Origin of the sequence: Fluviicola sp., assembly GCF_039596355.1 — a bacterium.
Lineage (GTDB): Bacteria > Bacteroidota > Bacteroidia > Flavobacteriales_D > Crocinitomicaceae > Fluviicola.
Genome location: NZ_JBCNJW010000003.1, coordinates 371416 through 388881 on the forward strand (window position 1 = coordinate 371416; position 17466 = coordinate 388881).

The window sequence follows — 17466 nt, forward strand, 5'->3', positions numbered from 1 at the left end:
TCATGGCAGCAATTATAGGAAACAGAGTAAAAGCTTCAGATATTGAGCTTAAAGATAAATTGGTAGCTGTGAACCGTGTGACCAAAGTAACAAAAGGTGGTCGTACATTCAGCTTCTCAGCTATCGTAGTTGTTGGGGATGAAAACGGTATCGTAGGTCACGGACTTGGAAAGGCGAAAGAAGTAACAGAAGCGATTACAAAAGGAATCGATGATGCGAAAAAGAACCTGATCAAAGTTCCGATCCTGAAAGGTACGGTTCCTCACGCTCAAAAAGGAAAATTCGGTGGAGCAGAAGTTTTATTGAAACCTGCTACAAATGGTACAGGAGTTATCGCTGGTGGTGCGATGCGTGCAGTGTTGGAGTCCGTAGGAGTTCACAACGTATTGGCAAAATCCCAGGGATCCTCTAACCCGCACAACGTAGTGAAAGCAACGATGAATGCATTGGCTTCTATGCGTGATGCAGCAACAGTTGCACGTCAGCGTGGTATCAGTATGGACAAAGTGTTTAACGGTTAATTAAAGAAATAGTATGGCAACGATTAAAATCAAACAAGTTCGCAGTGCTATCAAACGCCCGCAAGATCAGAAAGACACGATCAAGGCGTTAGGATTTAGCCGTTTGAACCAGGTACTGGAGAAAGAAGAAAATCCGCAGATTCTTGGTATGATCAAGAAAGTGGCGCATTTGGTACAAGTAGTAGATTAATACTTTAAAACGAATTATCCATGAATTTAAATAATTTAAAACCAGCGAAAGGATCCGTCCTGAGTGATAAGAGAATCGGTCGTGGACACGGTTCAGGTGGTGGCGGTACTGCTACACGCGGTCACAAAGGAGCGAAATCCCGTTCCGGTTATTCAAAGAAAATTGGTTTCGAAGGAGGACAGATGCCTTTACAGCGCCGTGTGCCTAAATTCGGATTCAAAAATATCAACCGCGTTGAATACAAAGCAATCAATTTGGATGCTATTCAATCATTGGTTGAAAGAAAAAATATCACTGACATTACTATTGAAGTACTACGTGAAAATGGGTTGGTTTCCCGCAATGACCTGGTGAAAATCCTGGGCCGCGGAGAATTGAAATCCAAAGTAAACGTAAGCGCACACAAGTTTTCTTCTTCTGCGAAAGTAGGAATTGAAGCTCAAGGTGGTAGTATTTCAGAAATCTAATTAACTTTGCCGACATTTTTTTTATGAAACGGTTTATACAAAACATAAAAAACATCTGGAAAGTAGAAGAGTTAAGAAAGCGTATCTTATTGACGCTTTTCTTAATTCTTGTGTACCGTATCGGATCGTTTATCATGTTGCCTGGTGTGAATGCTGATGCCATTCTGGCAAACGCATCCCGCAAAGGAGGCGACAATGTACTTGAGTCTCTGCTATCGATGTTCTCCGGAGGTGGATTTACCAACGTGTCAATTATGGCATTAGGGATCATGCCTTACATTAGTGCATCGATCATTATGCAGTTATTGGGGATGGCAGTTCCTGCTGTTCAGAAAATGCAGAATGAAGGAGAGTCCGGTAGAAAACAAATCAATACGTACACGCGTATCCTGACAATTATAATTTGTGCTGTTCAGGCACCAAGTTATATTTCATTGTACGCTTCGAGTATCCAAGGTGCATTACCTGCTGATCAATCCATGTTATGGTGGACAACAGCAGTGTCTTGTATGGTTGCCGGTTCAATGTTTGCTGTATGGTTAGGTGAACGCATTACAGATAAAGGAATTGGAAATGGGATCTCCTTGTTGATTACCGTAGGTATCTTGTCAAGACTCCCATCTTCGTTCTTGTCTGAAATGGCTGCTAACAAAGATTTTCCATTGAAAATTGTTTTGGAAATCATTGTCTTCATGTTGATTGTACTAGGAACGATTTTGGTTGTTCAGGGAGTTCGTAAGGTTCCTTTAAATACAGCAAAAAGTGTTGTCGGTGCAAGAGCAGTAGATGCACAGGGAGCAAGAAACTACTTGCCTTTGAAAGTAAATGCTTCGGGAGTAATGCCGATCATTTTCGCTCAGGCAATTATGACCATCCCTGTAATGATTTTCTCACAGCAAAAAGATGGTGGAATGATCCAGTATGCTTTGGGGGATACGCACGGCGTTCCTTACAACGCATTGTTGGCGCTTTTGATTATCGTATTTACTTACTTCTACACGGCGATCATGATCAACCCTCGTAAGATGGCAGATGATCTGAAACGCAGTGGAGGATTTATCCCAGGCGTTCGTCCGGGAGAGGAAACAGCTGAGTATATTGACTCATTGGTGTCCCGAATCACATTGCCCGGATCTATGTTCCTGGCTCTGATCGCGATTTTGCCATCAATAGCATATGCTTGTAATATTACTTCTGGTTTTGAGTATTTCTTCGGAGGAACTTCGTTGTTAATCATGGTAGGAGTAGTTTTGGACACCCTTCAGCAAATCGAATCTTATTTGTTGAACCGTCACATGGATGGTTTGATGGAAGGTTCCCGCGTGAGAGGAAGAAGAAGTATAAACGAAATGTCATCAGGTTTCTAGATTATGGCTAAGCAATCATCAATCGAACAAGATGGAACGATTATCGAAGCATTGTCAAATGCAATGTTTCGTGTCGAGTTGGAGAATGGACACGTCATCACGGCTCACATTTCAGGAAAAATGAGAATGTTCTACATTAAGATTTTACCTGGAGACCGTGTGAAGGTGGAAATGTCTCCTTATGATTTAACTAAAGGACGTATTTCTTTCCGCTACAAATAATTTGTAAGAAAGAACTCCGATAAAAAAGCAAAAGATGAAAGTAAGAGCTTCAGTAAAAAAACGTTCTGCAGATTGCAAGATCGTTAAACGAAAAGGAAGAGTTTACGTGATTAACAAGAAGAATCCTAAACTAAAACAAAGACAAGGGTAATTATGGCACGTATTGCAGGTATTGATCTACCAAAAAACAAGAGAGGTGTAATCGGGTTGACTTACATCTTCGGAATTGGCCGCAGCACGGCTAAGAAAGTGTTAACATCAAATGGAATTGATGAGAACATCAAAGTACAGGATTGGAATGATGATCAGATCGCTTTGATCCGTACATCCATTTCTGAAATTAAGACAGAAGGACAGTTGCGTTCTGAAATCCAATTGAACATTAAGCGTTTGATGGATATCGGATGTACACGTGGAATTCGTCACCGTGCTGGTCTTCCATTGAGAGGTCAACGTACGAAAAACAACTCTCGTACTAGAAAAGGTAGAAGAAAAACAGTTGCTAACAAGAAGAAAGCGACTAAATAAGAAACCGCGAACTAGCGGTTGATTCAAGCAAACGTTAGTGCGGCTTAAATTTATTAGAAATGGCAAAAGCAAATCAAAAGAAGAAGAAACAGGTCAAAGTAGACGCAGCGGGTGAAGCGCATATCCAAGCTACCTTCAACAATGTGATTATTTCTTTGACAAACAACGCTGGTCAGGTTATTTCCTGGTCATCCGCTGGAAAAATGGGCTTCAAAGGTTCTAAAAAGAACACTCCGTATGCTGCACAAGTTGCTGCTGAGGATGCATCTAAAGAAGCACATGACTTCGGATTACGTAGAGTTCGTGTATTTGTGAAAGGTCCCGGAGCTGGTCGTGAATCAGCGATCCGTGCAATTCACAATCATGGAATCGAAGTAGTAGAGATCATTGACGTGACTCCACTTCCGCACAATGGTTGTCGTCCGCCAAAAAGACGTCGCGTTTAATTTTTAGTATTTTAATCAAAAAGGGGACAGTGATTATCGAAGGAAAGCCTTAATTCATAATCCCCCTTTTTATATTTTATAGTATGGCAAGATATACAGGTCCAAAATCGAAGATCGCTCGTCGTTTCCGCGACCCGATTTTCGGTCCAGACAAAGCGCTGGACAAAAGAAGCTACGGACCAGGACAACACGGTCCTGCAAAACGTAGAGGAGGTAAACAATCAGAATACGCAATCCAGTTGGGTGAGAAGCAAAAAGCGAAGTACACGTACGGGATTTTGGAGCGTCAATTTTCTAACTTGTTTAAGAAAGCATCCCGCATGAAAGGGATTACAGGTGAAAACTTGTTGCAATTGTGCGAAACGCGTTTGGATAACACCGTATACCGTTTAGGAATTGCTCCTTCTCGTCGTGCGGCTCGTCAGTTGGTTACTCACAAACACATCGTGGTAAACGGAGAAGTGGTAAACATTCCTTCTTACACTTTGCGTGTTGGTGATGTGATCAGCGTTCGTGAGAAATCAAAATCTTTGGAAGCAATTACATCTTCTTTGACTGCGTCTAACAAACGTTACGACTGGTTGGATTGGGATGCTTCTCAAAAATCAGGTAAGCTCTTGAGTGTACCATCCCGCGACATGATTCCTGAAAACATCAAGGAACAATTGATCGTCGAATTATACTCTAAGTAATAAGCCGATCCCGTAAGTACGGGGTTAAGATTTTGGAGTCTGCTCGACTCCTTAAATTAATTATTAATATTGGATTGCAGCCAAAGGGTTTGTTAGACTTTTCTTCAATCTTTCATACCGCGCAACTGCAAAACAATTAAAAAGAAGAAAAACAAATGGCAATTTTAGATTTTCAGAAGCCTGACAAGGTAATTATGATCCAATCTGATGAGCGTAAAGGACAATTTGAGTTCCGTCCGCTTGAACCAGGTTACGGGATTACGGTAGGAAACGCATTGCGTCGTATCTTACTATCATCATTGGAGGGTTATGCTATTTCTTCCGTGCGTATCGAAGGTGTAGACCACGAGTTCGCAACGTTGAAAGGTGTTGTTGAAGATGTAACTGAGATCGTGTTGAACCTGAAACAAGTTCGTTTCAAGCAACAAATCGAAGGAACTGACAACGAAACAGTAGTGGTTTCTGTTTCCGGACAGGATAAACTGACTGCTGGTGATTTAGGTAAATTCACTTCAGGATTCCAGGTGTTGAACCCGGACTTGGTGATTTGTAACATGGAATCTTCCGTTAAACTGGAGATGGAGCTGACAATCATCAAAGGACGCGGATACCTTCCTGCTGAAGAGAACAAAACCGGTAACTCACCGTTCGGAACAATCTTCATCGATTCCATCTTTACGCCAATCGTAAACGTAAAATACACGATCGAAAACTACCGTGTAGAGCAAAAAACGGATTACGAGAAATTGGTTTTGGAATTGACAACTGACGGGTCTATTCACCCGAAAGATGCCTTGAAGGAAGCAGCAAAAATCTTGATTCATCACTTTATGCTCTTCTCCGATGAGCGCATCACGTTGGATAGTGAAGTGAAATCTGAGACAGAAGAGTTCGATGAAACATCATTGCACATGCGTCAATTGCTGAAAACAAAATTGGTAGACATGGATCTTTCGGTTCGTGCACTGAACTGTTTGAAAGCAGCAGACGTTGAAACATTGGGTGACCTGGTTTCTTACAACAAAAATGACTTATTGAAGTTCCGTAACTTCGGTAAGAAATCATTGACAGAGTTGGAAGATCTGGTTGACTCCAAAGGATTGAACTTCGGAATGAACGTTGCGAAGTATAAATTAGACAAAGACTAGGATCGCGGAATAGTTTTTAAATACAATGTCGTAATAGGTGGCCGGAAGGAAGCGATACAAATTCCGGCTAACCGTTACTTACGAAATTTAATATCATGAGACACGGAAAAAAAGTAAATCATTTAGGCAGAAAATCTGCACACAGACAAGCAATGTTGTCGAATATGGCTTGTTCATTAATTGAACACAAGCGTATTTCAACTACCTTGGCAAAAGCGAAAGCTTTGCGTGTATATGTTGAGCCTATCTTGACAAAATCCAAAGACGATACAACTCACAATCGTCGTACTACATTCTCTTACCTGAAAAGCAAAGAGGCTGTATCTGAATTGTTCAGAACAATCGCTCCTAAGATTGCAGATCGCCCGGGAGGTTACACACGTATCATCCGTACAGGTTACCGTTTAGGTGACAACGCTGAAATGTGTTTGATCGAGTTGGTTGATTTCAACGAAGTATACACTTCAGGAGAGAAGAAAACAACAACTCGTCGTTCCCGTCGCGGAGGAAGCTCAGCAACGAAGAAAGCAGAGGCTGTTGAAGCTGTAGAAGTAGCAGAGGTTGTTGAAGAAACACCAGCTGTTGAAGCAACTGAAGAGGCAACAGAAACGCCTTCTGAAGAAGCAGATTCTACTGAAGAAAAGAAAGATGAAGAGTAAACATTTTCGTTTTTAAAATAGAAAAAGGGTAGCCGGTTATAAACGGTTACCCTTTTTTATGCACGATATTTTTGAAGTTGAAAGAGAAATCCTAATTTTGCAAAAACATTTTAGTATATGGAAGAACGCAAGCCTGCGCTCCTGGTCCTGGAGGATGGAACAGTTTTTTACGGCAAAGCTACCGGTAAGATAGGTACAACAACCGGAGAGATCGCCTTTAACACCGGAATGACCGGTTATCAGGAAGTGTTCACAGATCCTTCATATTACGGACAAATACTAGTCATGACGACATCCCACATCGGGAATTACGGTGTGACCCCGGAAGAAGTAGAATCCGAATCTGTTAAGATCGCCGGATTGGTAACCAAAAAATTCGCAACTAATTTCTCAAGAACTTCGGCAACGTCCGGATTGCAGGATTACCTGGAAGAGAATGAAAAAGTGGGAATCACGGATATCGATACACGGGCCCTGGTTCGTCACATCCGCCACAAAGGAGCGATGAATGCGATTATTTCCTCCGAATTGCTGGATGAGAAAGAATTGCTGAAACAAGTAAAAGACGTTCCTTCAATGGACGGACTGGAGCTGTCATCCAAAGTTGCAACCAAAGAAGCTTACGAATCCGGAAACCCGGACGCTGAATGGAAAGTGGCCCTGCTGGATTTCGGTGTGAAGAAAAACATCATCCGTTGTCTGGTAGAAAGAGGATGCTTCGTGAAAGTATTCCCGCTGAATACCACGCTGGATGAATTGAAAGCATTCAACCCGGACGGATACATGTTGTCTAATGGTCCCGGTGATCCGTCAGCGATGCCGACAGAAATTGCGTTGGTGAAAGAACTGGTAGAACTCGGAACACCGATCTTCGGAATCTGCCTCGGACACCAGATCCTGGGATTGAGCCAGGGATTGAAAACCGAGAAGATGTTTAACGGTCACAGAGGGATTAACCACCCGGTGATGAACCTGCTGACCGGAAAAGGAGAGATCACGTCTCAAAACCACGGATTTGTGATTGCAAAGGACAGCGTACAGTCTAATCCGAGAATCAAAGTGACACATGAGCATTTGAACGATCAGACCATTGCCGGAATTATGTTGACGGACAAACCGGTATTTTCGGTACAATACCACCCGGAAGCATCTGCAGGACCACATGATTCCCGTTATTTGTTCGATCAGTTTATTTCTAATATGAAACAGGCGAAGCATTAAGCTTCTAAATAAAACAACACATGAGTTATATCGCACGCATTGTCGGAAGACAAGTTTTAGATTCAAGAGGTAACCCTACGGTAGAAGTAGATGTTTACACCACTAACGGTGCAGTTGGAAGAGCGGCAGTTCCTTCGGGAGCTTCAACCGGAATCCACGAAGCTGTTGAATTACGTGATGGTGATCAATCCGTTTACCTGGGTAAAGGAGTTTTGAAAGCGGTAGAAAATGTCAATACAGTTATCGCTGAAGAGCTGATCGGGATGGATATTTTCGATCAAAAACTGATCGACCGTGTATTGCAGGAATTGGACGGTACTCCGAACAAATCCAAGCTGGGGGCAAATGCGATCCTGGGTACTTCTCTGGCAGTAGCGAAAGCAGCGGCACAGGAGGCAGGTTTGAGCTTGTTTAAATACGTTGGCGGAGTGGGCGCAACTACGATGCCGGTTCCGATGATGAACATCCTGAACGGAGGCTCACATGCGGATAACTTAATCGATATCCAGGAATTCATGGTGATGCCGTTCGGTGCGTCTTCTTTCTCTGAAGGATTGCGTTGGGGAACGGAAATTTTCCACCATCTGAAATCCGTTTTGAAAGACAAAGGCTTGTCTACAAACGTTGGAGACGAAGGAGGTTTTGCACCGAATTTGGGATCTAATGAAGAAGCAATCCAGGTTGTATTGCAGGCAGTTGAAAAAGCAGGATTCAAACCGGGACATGATGTACACATCGCATTGGATGCAGCATCTTCCGAGTTTTACAACGCTGAAAAAGGATTGTACCTGTTCGAGTCAACCGGAGAATCACGCACTTCTTCTGAAATGGTAGATTTCTGGGCCGACTGGTGTCAGAAATACCCGATCGTTTCCATCGAAGATGGTTTGGCGGAAGACGACTGGGCTGGTTGGAAAACAGCAACTGAAAAGCTGGGGAACAAAGTACAGCTGGTAGGTGACGACTTGTTCGTAACAAACACCAAGCGTCTGGCTCAGGGAATTGAGCAGGGAATTGCAAACTCCATTTTGGTGAAAGTGAACCAGATCGGTTCATTGAGCGAAACGATTGAAGCGGTTCAGATGGCAACACGTAACAGCTATACATCCGTGATGTCGCACAGAAGTGGTGAAACGGAAGACAATACGATTGCTGACCTGGCAGTGGCTTTGAACTGTGGTCAGATCAAAACCGGTTCTGCTTCCCGAAGCGACCGTATGGCGAAATACAACCAATTATTGCGCATCGAAGAAGAATTGGGGGAAACAGCATATTACCCGGGAAAATCATTCCGATTCTTGTAATCTTATCTTTATAGAAATGGAAGGGAGCCTTTGGCTCCCTTTTTTGTTTTTCGTATATTGTGGTTTCCAGTGGATGATTCGGAACCTTTTACATCAGATTGCAGACCTCGACGTACGTATTTGCTGGTGTTTGCTTCCCATGAAGAGTAAAAACGGATCACCTAAGGAATTAAGCGTAAAACACTTTTTTAACAAATTGTTCATAATTGGTTGTTTTTATTATCAGTAGGCAACCTTATTGTTTTCAAAGCGTTTAAAAATCAAAGCTATAATTATGAAGACATTATTACTAAGTTTCGCTTTTGTATTGGGTTCCTTTTTAGGAATGGCTCAAACGGGCAACAATCAGGCAAACGCACCGGCTTTTTTTGCTCAATGTATGGTCAATGTGGGGAATCAGACGGAATTGACAACTTTGGAAAACCAACTACGCACGATCCCTTATGTTCAGGTAGTTCGGGTGGATATTCCAACACATCGGTTGTTCCTGATTACAAAAGACATCTCTTCCTTTTCTGAAACGGAATTCATTTCCTGGATGGGAACATACGCTTCAGCTTACAGCTGTCTTCAAATAGGTTTGCAGGGAGTTGACCCGATCAACCCGTATCCATTTACTAACTGTCCAGAAAACTAGAACCGATGAAAAAGCTTTTATATACATTATTGGCGTTTAGCTCATTCGGAGTTTGGTCACAACAGCTTCCGGTAAACTGTAACCTGGCAGTATCCGGATGTTCGACACCCCAGTTTCCAATTGTAGGATCAAACCCGTCATACAATACACAGGATTTCGGAACAGGAACCATTTCCAATCCGAGTTCCAATCCACAAGGGGTAAACAGTGGTTGTTTGCTTTCCGGTGAAACGGTTTCCACATTCATTACGATCAACGTGGTATCCAACGGAACACTGGAGTGGTCCCTGATCGGATTGAATGCTTCAGGCAGCCCTTCCGGTTCCGGTTGTTTTGACTGGATCATGTGGCCGAATGTCAACAACAACGGTTGTGCGGGAATCAACGGAAATACCTTGCCGCCTGTTTCCTGTAACTGGAACGGGTCATGTAACGGAAATACAGGAATGTCATCACCGGCAAATTACCCGCCGAGTGCTTCCAGCTCCAGTTATCAACCGCCTTTAACAGTAACGGCAGGACAATCATTCATCTTGTGTTTGTCGAACTACAGTTTCACGAACCAAAACGTAAACCTGAACTTCTTCGGTACCGCAGCGGTTGTTTGTGGAGTATCGGCAGCTGATCAGACCATTTGTTTAGGAAACTCCGCAAACGTAACGATTGCAACTCCGGGATATGTGAACCCGACTTTCAACTGGTTGGTAACAACAGGTGTTTCGAACCCTACGGGAGGATCGAATGTGACTGTGACTCCAACAGTAACGACCACTTATTCGGTAGTAGTGACACAGGCGTCTCCGCCGCTTCAGGATACCGCAACATTTACGATTACCGTAGCAAACCCTCCTGCACCGAATGCAGGACCGGATCAAACAGTGTGTCTGGGACAGCCGATTTCCTTGTCAGGATCCATCGGAAGTGCGGGAAATACCTCCAACTGGCAGGCAATTGTTCCAACCGGGATGACACCGCCGGCTGCAGCAACTTTTTCACCTAACTTTTCTACATTGACACCTACGGTGAATGTGAATCAGCCCGGAACCTATAAGTTTGTTTTGAGAGAAACCAGCGCGGTGTGTGGTGTGATCAGAGATACAGTTGTTGTGACTGTCTCACAGTTGACATTGACTGCCGCTACAACAAACCCGTTATGTTACGGTGCTGCAGACGGAACCATTACCATCAACAGTACTGGGGCAACTCAGTATAGCTTTGATAACGGAGTAAGCTGGCAGGCTTCCAATACACAGGGAGGTTTTGCAGCAGGAACCTATACTGTATGTGCTAAAAACGCATTGGGATGTCAGAAGTGTGCTACTGCGACTTTAACGAATCCGGCACAAATTGTTATGACGGTTTCGAATGATACGGTCATCTGTCAAAACGGAACGGCAACCATCTGGGCTTCTGCAACAGGGGGTTCAACGTATTCCTATCATTGGGATCACAGCCCTACTTTGGTTGCGGTAACACAGGTGAACCCAACGGTAAATACCTATTATCCGGTACAAGCTGAAAGTAATTTGGGGTGCTGGTCCAACAGAGATTCCATTTACGTGATGATGAACCCGGTGTTGTCCGGAATCATGTCGCCGGATGCCTATACCTGTCCGGGATACATGGATTCGATTATGGTTGCAGCTTCGGGTGGTATCGGAGCTCCGTATACGATTACCTGGTCGACCGGGCAAACGGATGTCGGATCTGTCAGTACACTGAGAGATAATCCGCAGCAGACAACTACGTATACAGTGACTATCGACGATGCATGTGAAACCACACCGATTACCTTAACAGGAGTGATCAATGCATACGCGCTTCCTGTTCCGCAGATAGCGGTGGATCAGGCAACCAAATGTGAGCCGGCAATTTTTGAAATGTATAACCCGGATTCCCTGAATACGATGAGTTCGATTTGGAGAATCAGCAATGGGGATGAATTTATCGATGCAAACTCCTTCCTGACTTCCTCAACAATGAATGGAAGTTACGATGTGCAATTGATTGTTACTTCTCCTGACGGATGTATCGATTCAACCACCTGGCCGGCATTCCTGACCGTGATGCAGACTCCGATTGCAGATTTCAAATGGAGTCCGGATCCGATCACGATGTTCAATACCGAAGTGCTTTTCTCTGAGTACGCCTTGTACGCGGACAGCTACGAATGGAGCTTCCCGGGAGCTACTCCGTCTACGTCTACGAATAACGATCAGATGGTGCTTTACCCTGATGGCGAAACGGGAACATATTACGTCACGTTGATTGCGAAATCCTACCTGGGATGTACCGATACGGTGACCAAGCAGGTGGTGATTCTTCCGGAAGTGATTCTGTATGCTCCGAATGCCTTTACACCTGACGGAGATGAATTCAACCAAAGCTGGAGAGTTCACATCGAAGGGATCGATGAATATGATTTTTCATTGCATGTATACAACCGCTGGGGAGAAATTGTGTGGGAATCACATGATTCCAATGCATCCTGGGATGGAACGTACAATGGAGTACCGGTGCCTCAGGGAGCTTATACCTGGGTAATCCGTACGCGGGAAGTTATTTCCGACAAGAAGTATGTCTGGAATGGAACAGTAACGATTATTTATTAAGTAGATAATTGATCCGAATGATAAGGGGCCGTTTGAATTTCAAACAGCCCCTTATTGTTTTTAACCGCTGTGTCAGTTCTCGATATAGCTCCGTTTCACTCCGATTCTCGAACCGACAAAAGCGGAAAATCTCCGGTCTGTTCGAGTGCGAAGCGTATCGCGAACGATCGGAAATCATTTGGGTTTCAAAAGCGATACTCCCAAATTATTTTCGCACCGACGTTTGTCATAATTTGGTCTTCAAAAGCTATGCTTTTTCTTCTTAATTTCGCAGCATAACCGGATATTTATGAATTTAGAAGATTTTCAAAACGATATAAGAACAGGAATTCCTGCAGTTTTACCTCCGAAGAAAGCCTATGAAACGGCGATTAATCATGCCCCGAAACGAAAAGAAATTCTTTCGGAAGAGGAAAAGGTGCTGGCTTTGAGAAATGCTCTGCGCTATTTCCCGAAAGAACATCATGCGGAACTGGTTGTGGAGTTCGCTGAGGAACTGGAAAAATACGGACGTATTTACATGTATCGTTTTCGACCGGACTATCGCATGTATGCTCGTCCGATTGATGAATATCCCGGAAAATCTCAGCAGGCAAAAGCGATTATGCTGATGATTCAGAACAACCTGGATTACGCTGTTGCGCAACACCCGCATGAATTGATTACTTATGGTGGAAACGGAGCGGTTTTCCAGAATTGGATCCAGTACCGTTTGACGATGAAATACTTGTCCGAAATGGAAGACGACCAAACGCTGGCGATGTATTCCGGACACCCGATGGGATTGTTCCCGTCTCATAAAGATGCGCCGCGTGTGGTTGTAACAAACGGTATGATGATCCCGAATTACTCCAAGCCGGATGATTGGGAGAAATTCAATGCACTGGGAGTAACGCAGTACGGCCAGATGACAGCAGGTTCGTACATGTATATCGGTCCGCAGGGAATTGTTCACGGAACAACGATTACGGTATTGAACGGATTCCGGAAAATTAAAAAAGATCCGAAAGGGTCGCTCTTTGTGACTTCCGGTTTGGGGGGAATGAGTGGAGCGCAGCCAAAAGCAGGAACGATTGCAGGTTGTGTGACGGTCTGTGCGGAAGTAAACCCGAAGATCACTAAAATCCGTCACGAGCAGGGATGGGTTCATGAAGTGATTGAAGACCTGGATGAATTGGTAAAACGTGTTCGTGAAGCTCAGGCAAACAAAGAAGCGGTATCGATTGCCTATTTAGGCAATGTAGTCGATGTATGGAAGAAGTTCGATCAGGAAAATGTACACATTGATTTGGGATCAGACCAAACTTCGCTTCACAACCCGTGGGCAGGTGGTTATTATCCTGTAAGTATAACGTTTGAGGAGGCGAACGAACTGATGTCTAACAATCCGGAACTGTTCAAAGAATTGGTTCGCCGATCATTGATTGAACATGCTGCTGCGATCAATGCGCACACCGCGAAAGGAACTTATTTCTTCGATTATGGAAATGCCTTTTTGCTGGAAGCTTCCCGGGCGGGAGCGGATGTGATGGCTGAAAACGGAATTGATTTCAAATATCCGTCTTATGTTCAGGACATCATGGGACCGATGTGTTTCGATTATGGTTTTGGTCCGTTCAGATGGGTATGTACCTCCGGAAATCCGGAAGATTTGCAAAAAACAGATGAGATTGCCTGTGCTGTTTTGGAAGAAATGCGGAAGAACAGTCCGGATGAAATCCAGCAGCAAATGGCAGATAATATTCAATGGATCAAAGGAGCGCAGCAAAACAAGCTCGTGGTAGGCTCTCAGGCGCGTATTCTGTATGCAGATGCCGAAGGACGTACCAAGATTGCTTCTGCGTTCAATGAAGCCATTAAAAACGGTGAAATCGGGCCGGTAGTTCTCGGAAGAGATCATCACGATGTTTCCGGAACAGATTCACCATACCGCGAAACGTCGAATATTTACGATGGTTCCCGTTTCACAGCTGATATGGCGATTCAAAACGTGATCGGAGATTCATTCCGCGGGGCAACCTGGGTTTCGATTCACAACGGTGGTGGCGTTGGCTGGGGAGAAGTAATTAACGGTGGTTTCGGAATGTTGCTTGACGGTTCTGACGACGCATCCCGCAGACTGAAATCCATGCTTCACTGGGATGTGAATAACGGAATTGCACGCCGTAACTGGGCACGTAACGAAGGAGCAATTTTCGCAATCAAACGCGCCATGGAAGCTGAACCGAAACTGAAGGTAACAATTCCTGAATTGGTTGATGAAACGCTGTTAAAACAATTGAAAATTAAAAATGGATAATTGAAAAGGCATTTCGACTCAGCTCAATGCCCATTTTCAATGATTCTTAAAGTAAATCAAGCTGATAAAGTAATCGAAGTCGACTTGAAATAATGGAGAATTGAAAAGGTTTTGATATGCTCAGAATCTTTTCAATTTTATAAAACTTTGATTTCTACCCTCCGGTTGGCCTGTTCTTCGGAAGCAAACTTGGCATTGGGAAAAATCGGCCTGGTGTTTCCGAACCCGACGGTCGTCATCCTGTTTTTATCGATTCCGTTATCTACTAAGTAATTGTATACGCGTTTGGCGCGTGCTTCAGATAGTTTTTGAGCTTCAAACGTATTGTCTCCGTTGGAATGTACGTGTCCCTGGATTTCAATTTTTACCCCGGCATTCAGTGCTAAAAAGTCGCGGAGTCTCCGGAGTTTCGGTTCCGCACTTTGTAGAAAATCAGAGGTTCCCGGAAGGAATTCTATTTCATCGATCTGCATGCTTTTTCCTTCGCCCAGCGGTTCAATCCACACAACGATTTCCGTTTCCGTATTGGCAGAAACCGGTTCTTCGCGATCGGTGAAGAAATAACCTTCCGCATCGACTTTGAGCTGTACCCGTCCGGAGTGGTCTATGGAAATCAGGAAATCTGATCCCTGGTAAGCCGCTGTGATTCCTTTAATGCCTTTTATTCCCGTGATGGTCATGTTTGAAATGACCGGTTTTCCGGTTTCGTAATCCCGGATCATGATTTTTAAGCCTGGTTCACGTGTCGTTCTGGCATCGATCAATTTTCCTCCGTCCGATGCTTCCTGTAATTCGCCGTTGGTCGGCTCCAATACAAAGTTCACATCCAGGTATTCTTTCGTTTTTGGAGGAGCAATAAAACAGACGATCAATTCCTGTCCTGCTTTCAGATCAATCGGGTAAAGTGCTTTGTCGGAAACAATGAGACCGAGTCCCAGTTCGGGAGATGGTTTTGAAATGATACGCTTGATCTCTGCGGCTCCTTTTCGGATTTCTTCGCACGGATATTTGGTTTCTCCTTCGAAAATAATCATCTGGATAGGTTGCTCGCATTTGGCATGGAGCGTAAACCTGCCGTCGGAGGATGCTTTGAAAGAGCAGAATACGGTGTTTTTGTCGGGAATGTCTTTCAGAGTAGCGTATGCCTGAAAATCATTTACACTTCCGCCTTTTCCCGGAAATTGCAGTTTGTAATCTCCGTTTTTTAAAATAGTGACAGCTCCTGTGCAATCTGATATCGCTTCCGAACTTTCAGCTGTTTGCTGCCCGGATGCGTCCATGCAAATCACGGACAGAAGAAACAATAGGAGCTTAAATTTCATTATTCAGCAAATATAGGTTTTTCGCGAATTAACTAAAAATAACCAGATTTTCTTCTTTCTGAACGGATTAAATGAGCAGACTAACTGTATTTCTTAGTTACTGTTTAACATTTAGTTGTGCATTCAAACAGGTTCTGAGGTATAATTTCTCGATTGTTGGAAAAATATGGACAACGTTTATTTCGTGCGTTTTTCCGGCAAGGTAGAAATCCCCGTTTTTTTGCTGCATGTTTTTATCGATCGATTTTTTCAAATCGTTGAATTCCTTGGAAAAGTCGATCCGGGTCGATTTTTGAAGTTCGTTGTAAATCCGGTCTGAAAAAAGCCATTTGGCACTTTTGAGAAGCAGACTTTTGGTTTTCAGATCGTATGCAAGACCGCTTAGCTCCAATGTTTTGGTTTCATTGTCGAATACAGGAACTCCAACGAGGTAAAGCGTTCCTTTCTTTGTTCCGCCAAACGTGATTTCGAGTGAGATTCGTTTCTGATCCAGTCCGCTTACTGTGACGGTTTCAAAGTCGAAGTGGTTTTTATCGATCTGAACCGATTTCCCTTTGACCTGACTGGTGAAGAGCTGGGAGATCGAATCGTAGTTGAGTTCAAAATCCGTCATCAGTTCAAAGGTGTCCTTCGGAGCTTTGGGAATGACCGAAAGTTTGGGAAGTTCCGGAAGGGTGGTTTTTGCTGCATCCTGGTTGAGGTAGGTTCTGCAGTTCAAAACCAGAGTCGTATAGAGTTTATTATCTGCCAGTCGTGGTTTCACCAAGGAAAGAGACAAGGGTTCGAAGTGGATGTACCCGAGATAGGGAACCAGCATTGTCTGATTCATGTTTTTCCAGAGTTCCGCCGCATCTTTCTGAAAGGAAATAGAAGCAAGCTGTTTGTCGGTTTCCTCGCACTGTTTTTTCAGTGTTTTGCGTACTTCTTTAATCACTTCACCGGTCGCATCAAACCGGAAAATCGTCACCTCGCACGGATTCAGTGGTTTCAATTCCTGAACCCGGGTTTTGGTTTCCAAACCATAATTTTCATTGATTGTGAGGTCGGTTGCAAAACGGATTTTCAGCGAAGGCATCGGTTCGTTGATTCCGCAGGAAAAAGGAACCAAAGGAGAAACACAGACCGGTTTTGCGGTGAACATGTCCGAACAGCCGGCACAGTATTCCATTTTGATCCAGTAAGACCCGATCAGTTCCGCCAGTAATTGATTGTTAATCGTTGCAATCCCGAATGAGTCTTTCTGAAACCGGAACTGGTAGCGGATGCCGCTGCACGGATTGTCGGAGCCGGTCGTAACGGTTGGAACGGACTTGTCGGCTTGTTTGAAATAACCGGCAAGATTGATCTCGATCGGAACGACAATACTGTTCGTTAAGGAATTGACAGGAGGTGGTGTTTCTGCCAAATTTCCGGTAACCGGCGCTTCCGGCTGAATGGAACGGCAGGAGGAGACAAGCACCAACAATGCGATGAACCCGGATTTCAGTTGTAGAATACGCACAGCAACGAAAATTTCATGATGGACATTTCAAAATTAGTATTAACTTCAAATCATGAAGCGGATTTTTTATTTTGTTATTCCTTTATTCGGAGTTTTGTCCTGCCAGAAATCGACAACCTGCAAATGCAGTGACGGACATAGTTTCAGTGTTGACACATCTAAGAAAACACTGAAGGAAGCATGTAGTAAGTATACGACCGAAACGGTTACTTGCGAGGCTGCGAATTAACCACGTTTTTATTGAAGGCTTTCCCGAATCAAAAGTATTTATTCGTGGCGCTGAATTCTGATTATAAATAATCAAGTCGGGGCGAAAAATTTTTCGCCCCG

At 43.9% G+C, this 17466-nt stretch carries 18 protein-coding genes; 16 read left to right on the top strand and 2 right to left on the bottom strand.

Going from position 1 to position 17466, the window contains the following annotated elements:
- Positions 1-2 precede the first annotated feature (2 nt).
- The 16 genes from rpsE (at position 3) to ABDV94_RS09715 (ending at position 14313) form a co-directional block, all read left to right on the top strand.
- Positions 3-521 carry a 30S ribosomal protein S5 gene (gene rpsE, locus ABDV94_RS09640; protein ID WP_343606877.1) on the top strand — a complete coding sequence of 173 codons (519 nt, stop codon included), beginning with the start codon at positions 3-5 and terminating at the stop codon, positions 519-521.
- A 13-nt stretch (positions 522-534) separates the two neighbouring features.
- A complete protein-coding gene (gene rpmD / locus ABDV94_RS09645) occupies positions 535-711 on the top strand; it encodes a 50S ribosomal protein L30 (RefSeq protein ID WP_343606879.1) in 177 nt (58 codons plus the stop codon).
- A gap of 20 nt (positions 712-731) precedes the next feature.
- Positions 732-1178, top strand: coding sequence for a 50S ribosomal protein L15 (gene rplO, locus ABDV94_RS09650; RefSeq protein ID WP_343606881.1), 447 nt, complete (start codon positions 732-734; stop codon positions 1176-1178).
- Between the two features lie 23 nt (positions 1179-1201).
- Entirely contained in the window at positions 1202-2545 is a 1344-nt protein-coding gene (gene secY, locus ABDV94_RS09655; protein WP_343606883.1) for a preprotein translocase subunit SecY, read from the top strand.
- 3 nt (positions 2546-2548) lie between these two features.
- On the top strand, positions 2549-2767 hold the full coding sequence (infA, locus tag ABDV94_RS09660; protein ID WP_343606885.1) for a translation initiation factor IF-1: 219 nt from the start codon (positions 2549-2551) through the stop codon (positions 2765-2767).
- A 34-nt stretch (positions 2768-2801) separates the two neighbouring features.
- Positions 2802-2918 carry a 50S ribosomal protein L36 gene (gene rpmJ / locus ABDV94_RS09665; protein ID WP_090248872.1) on the top strand — a complete coding sequence of 39 codons (117 nt, stop codon included), beginning with the start codon at positions 2802-2804 and terminating at the stop codon, positions 2916-2918.
- 2 nt (positions 2919-2920) lie between these two features.
- Entirely contained in the window at positions 2921-3295 is a 375-nt protein-coding gene (rpsM, locus tag ABDV94_RS09670; protein ID WP_343606894.1) for a 30S ribosomal protein S13, read from the top strand.
- Between the two features lie 59 nt (positions 3296-3354).
- Complete coding sequence (gene rpsK, locus ABDV94_RS09675) at positions 3355-3741, top strand: 30S ribosomal protein S11 (protein WP_343606896.1); 387 nt, start codon at positions 3355-3357, stop codon at positions 3739-3741.
- Positions 3742-3824: 83 nt separating this feature from the next.
- Positions 3825-4433: a 30S ribosomal protein S4 gene (gene rpsD, locus ABDV94_RS09680; RefSeq protein WP_343606897.1), complete on the top strand. Its 609-nt coding sequence runs from the start codon at positions 3825-3827 to the stop codon at positions 4431-4433.
- A gap of 155 nt (positions 4434-4588) precedes the next feature.
- Positions 4589-5581, top strand: coding sequence for a DNA-directed RNA polymerase subunit alpha (locus ABDV94_RS09685; protein WP_343606899.1), 993 nt, complete (start codon positions 4589-4591; stop codon positions 5579-5581).
- Positions 5582-5676: 95 nt separating this feature from the next.
- On the top strand, positions 5677-6240 hold the full coding sequence (gene rplQ, locus ABDV94_RS09690) for a 50S ribosomal protein L17 (protein ID WP_343606901.1): 564 nt from the start codon (positions 5677-5679) through the stop codon (positions 6238-6240).
- Positions 6241-6357: 117 nt separating this feature from the next.
- Positions 6358-7461 carry a glutamine-hydrolyzing carbamoyl-phosphate synthase small subunit gene (carA, locus tag ABDV94_RS09695; protein WP_343606904.1) on the top strand — a complete coding sequence of 368 codons (1104 nt, stop codon included), beginning with the start codon at positions 6358-6360 and terminating at the stop codon, positions 7459-7461.
- Between the two features lie 20 nt (positions 7462-7481).
- On the top strand, positions 7482-8765 hold the full coding sequence (eno, locus tag ABDV94_RS09700) for a phosphopyruvate hydratase (RefSeq protein ID WP_343606906.1): 1284 nt from the start codon (positions 7482-7484) through the stop codon (positions 8763-8765).
- A gap of 274 nt (positions 8766-9039) precedes the next feature.
- Positions 9040-9402: a hypothetical protein gene (locus ABDV94_RS09705; protein WP_343606908.1), complete on the top strand. Its 363-nt coding sequence runs from the start codon at positions 9040-9042 to the stop codon at positions 9400-9402.
- A gap of 5 nt (positions 9403-9407) precedes the next feature.
- Positions 9408-12014, top strand: a complete 2607-nt coding sequence (locus tag ABDV94_RS09710; RefSeq protein WP_343606909.1) for a gliding motility-associated C-terminal domain-containing protein — start codon at positions 9408-9410, stop codon at positions 12012-12014.
- Between the two features lie 289 nt (positions 12015-12303).
- On the top strand, positions 12304-14313 hold the full coding sequence (locus ABDV94_RS09715; protein ID WP_343606911.1) for a urocanate hydratase: 2010 nt from the start codon (positions 12304-12306) through the stop codon (positions 14311-14313).
- A gap of 137 nt (positions 14314-14450) precedes the next feature.
- Here ABDV94_RS09715 and ABDV94_RS09720 read toward each other — a convergent pair whose 3' ends face one another.
- Both ABDV94_RS09720 and ABDV94_RS09725 read right to left on the bottom strand, forming a co-directional pair.
- Positions 14451-15635: an OmpA family protein gene (locus tag ABDV94_RS09720; protein WP_343606913.1), complete on the bottom strand. Its 1185-nt coding sequence runs from the start codon at positions 15633-15635 to the stop codon at positions 14451-14453.
- Positions 15636-15732: 97 nt separating this feature from the next.
- Complete coding sequence (locus tag ABDV94_RS09725; RefSeq protein WP_343606915.1) at positions 15733-17136, bottom strand: DUF4403 family protein; 1404 nt, start codon at positions 17134-17136, stop codon at positions 15733-15735.
- Positions 17137-17466: the final 330 nt, after the last annotated feature.

What these genes read in the sequence shown, in the direction of transcription:
- rplQ (WP_343606901.1), top strand. Translation starts at nt 5,677, where the DNA reads ATGAGACACGGAAAAAAAGTAAATCATTTAGGCAGAAAATCTGCACAC.
- ABDV94_RS09685 (WP_343606899.1), top strand. Translation starts at nt 4,589, where the DNA reads ATGGCAATTTTAGATTTTCAGAAGCCTGACAAGGTAATTATGATCCAA.
- rplO (WP_343606881.1), top strand. Translation starts at nt 732, where the DNA reads ATGAATTTAAATAATTTAAAACCAGCGAAAGGATCCGTCCTGAGTGAT.
- rpmD (WP_343606879.1), top strand. Translation starts at nt 535, where the DNA reads ATGGCAACGATTAAAATCAAACAAGTTCGCAGTGCTATCAAACGCCCG.
- ABDV94_RS09715 (WP_343606911.1), top strand. Translation starts at nt 12,304, where the DNA reads ATGAATTTAGAAGATTTTCAAAACGATATAAGAACAGGAATTCCTGCA.
- secY (WP_343606883.1), top strand. Translation starts at nt 1,202, where the DNA reads ATGAAACGGTTTATACAAAACATAAAAAACATCTGGAAAGTAGAAGAG.
- carA (WP_343606904.1), top strand. Translation starts at nt 6,358, where the DNA reads ATGGAAGAACGCAAGCCTGCGCTCCTGGTCCTGGAGGATGGAACAGTT.
- ABDV94_RS09710 (WP_343606909.1), top strand. Translation starts at nt 9,408, where the DNA reads ATGAAAAAGCTTTTATATACATTATTGGCGTTTAGCTCATTCGGAGTT.
- ABDV94_RS09705 (WP_343606908.1), top strand. Translation starts at nt 9,040, where the DNA reads ATGAAGACATTATTACTAAGTTTCGCTTTTGTATTGGGTTCCTTTTTA.
- rpsM (WP_343606894.1), top strand. Translation starts at nt 2,921, where the DNA reads ATGGCACGTATTGCAGGTATTGATCTACCAAAAAACAAGAGAGGTGTA.
- ABDV94_RS09720 (WP_343606913.1), bottom strand. Translation starts at nt 15,635, where the DNA reads ATGAAATTTAAGCTCCTATTGTTTCTTCTGTCCGTGATTTGCATGGAC.
- rpsD (WP_343606897.1), top strand. Translation starts at nt 3,825, where the DNA reads ATGGCAAGATATACAGGTCCAAAATCGAAGATCGCTCGTCGTTTCCGC.
- rpsK (WP_343606896.1), top strand. Translation starts at nt 3,355, where the DNA reads ATGGCAAAAGCAAATCAAAAGAAGAAGAAACAGGTCAAAGTAGACGCA.
- rpmJ (WP_090248872.1), top strand. Translation starts at nt 2,802, where the DNA reads ATGAAAGTAAGAGCTTCAGTAAAAAAACGTTCTGCAGATTGCAAGATC.
- rpsE (WP_343606877.1), top strand. Translation starts at nt 3, where the DNA reads ATGGCAGCAATTATAGGAAACAGAGTAAAAGCTTCAGATATTGAGCTT.
- eno (WP_343606906.1), top strand. Translation starts at nt 7,482, where the DNA reads ATGAGTTATATCGCACGCATTGTCGGAAGACAAGTTTTAGATTCAAGA.
- infA (WP_343606885.1), top strand. Translation starts at nt 2,549, where the DNA reads ATGGCTAAGCAATCATCAATCGAACAAGATGGAACGATTATCGAAGCA.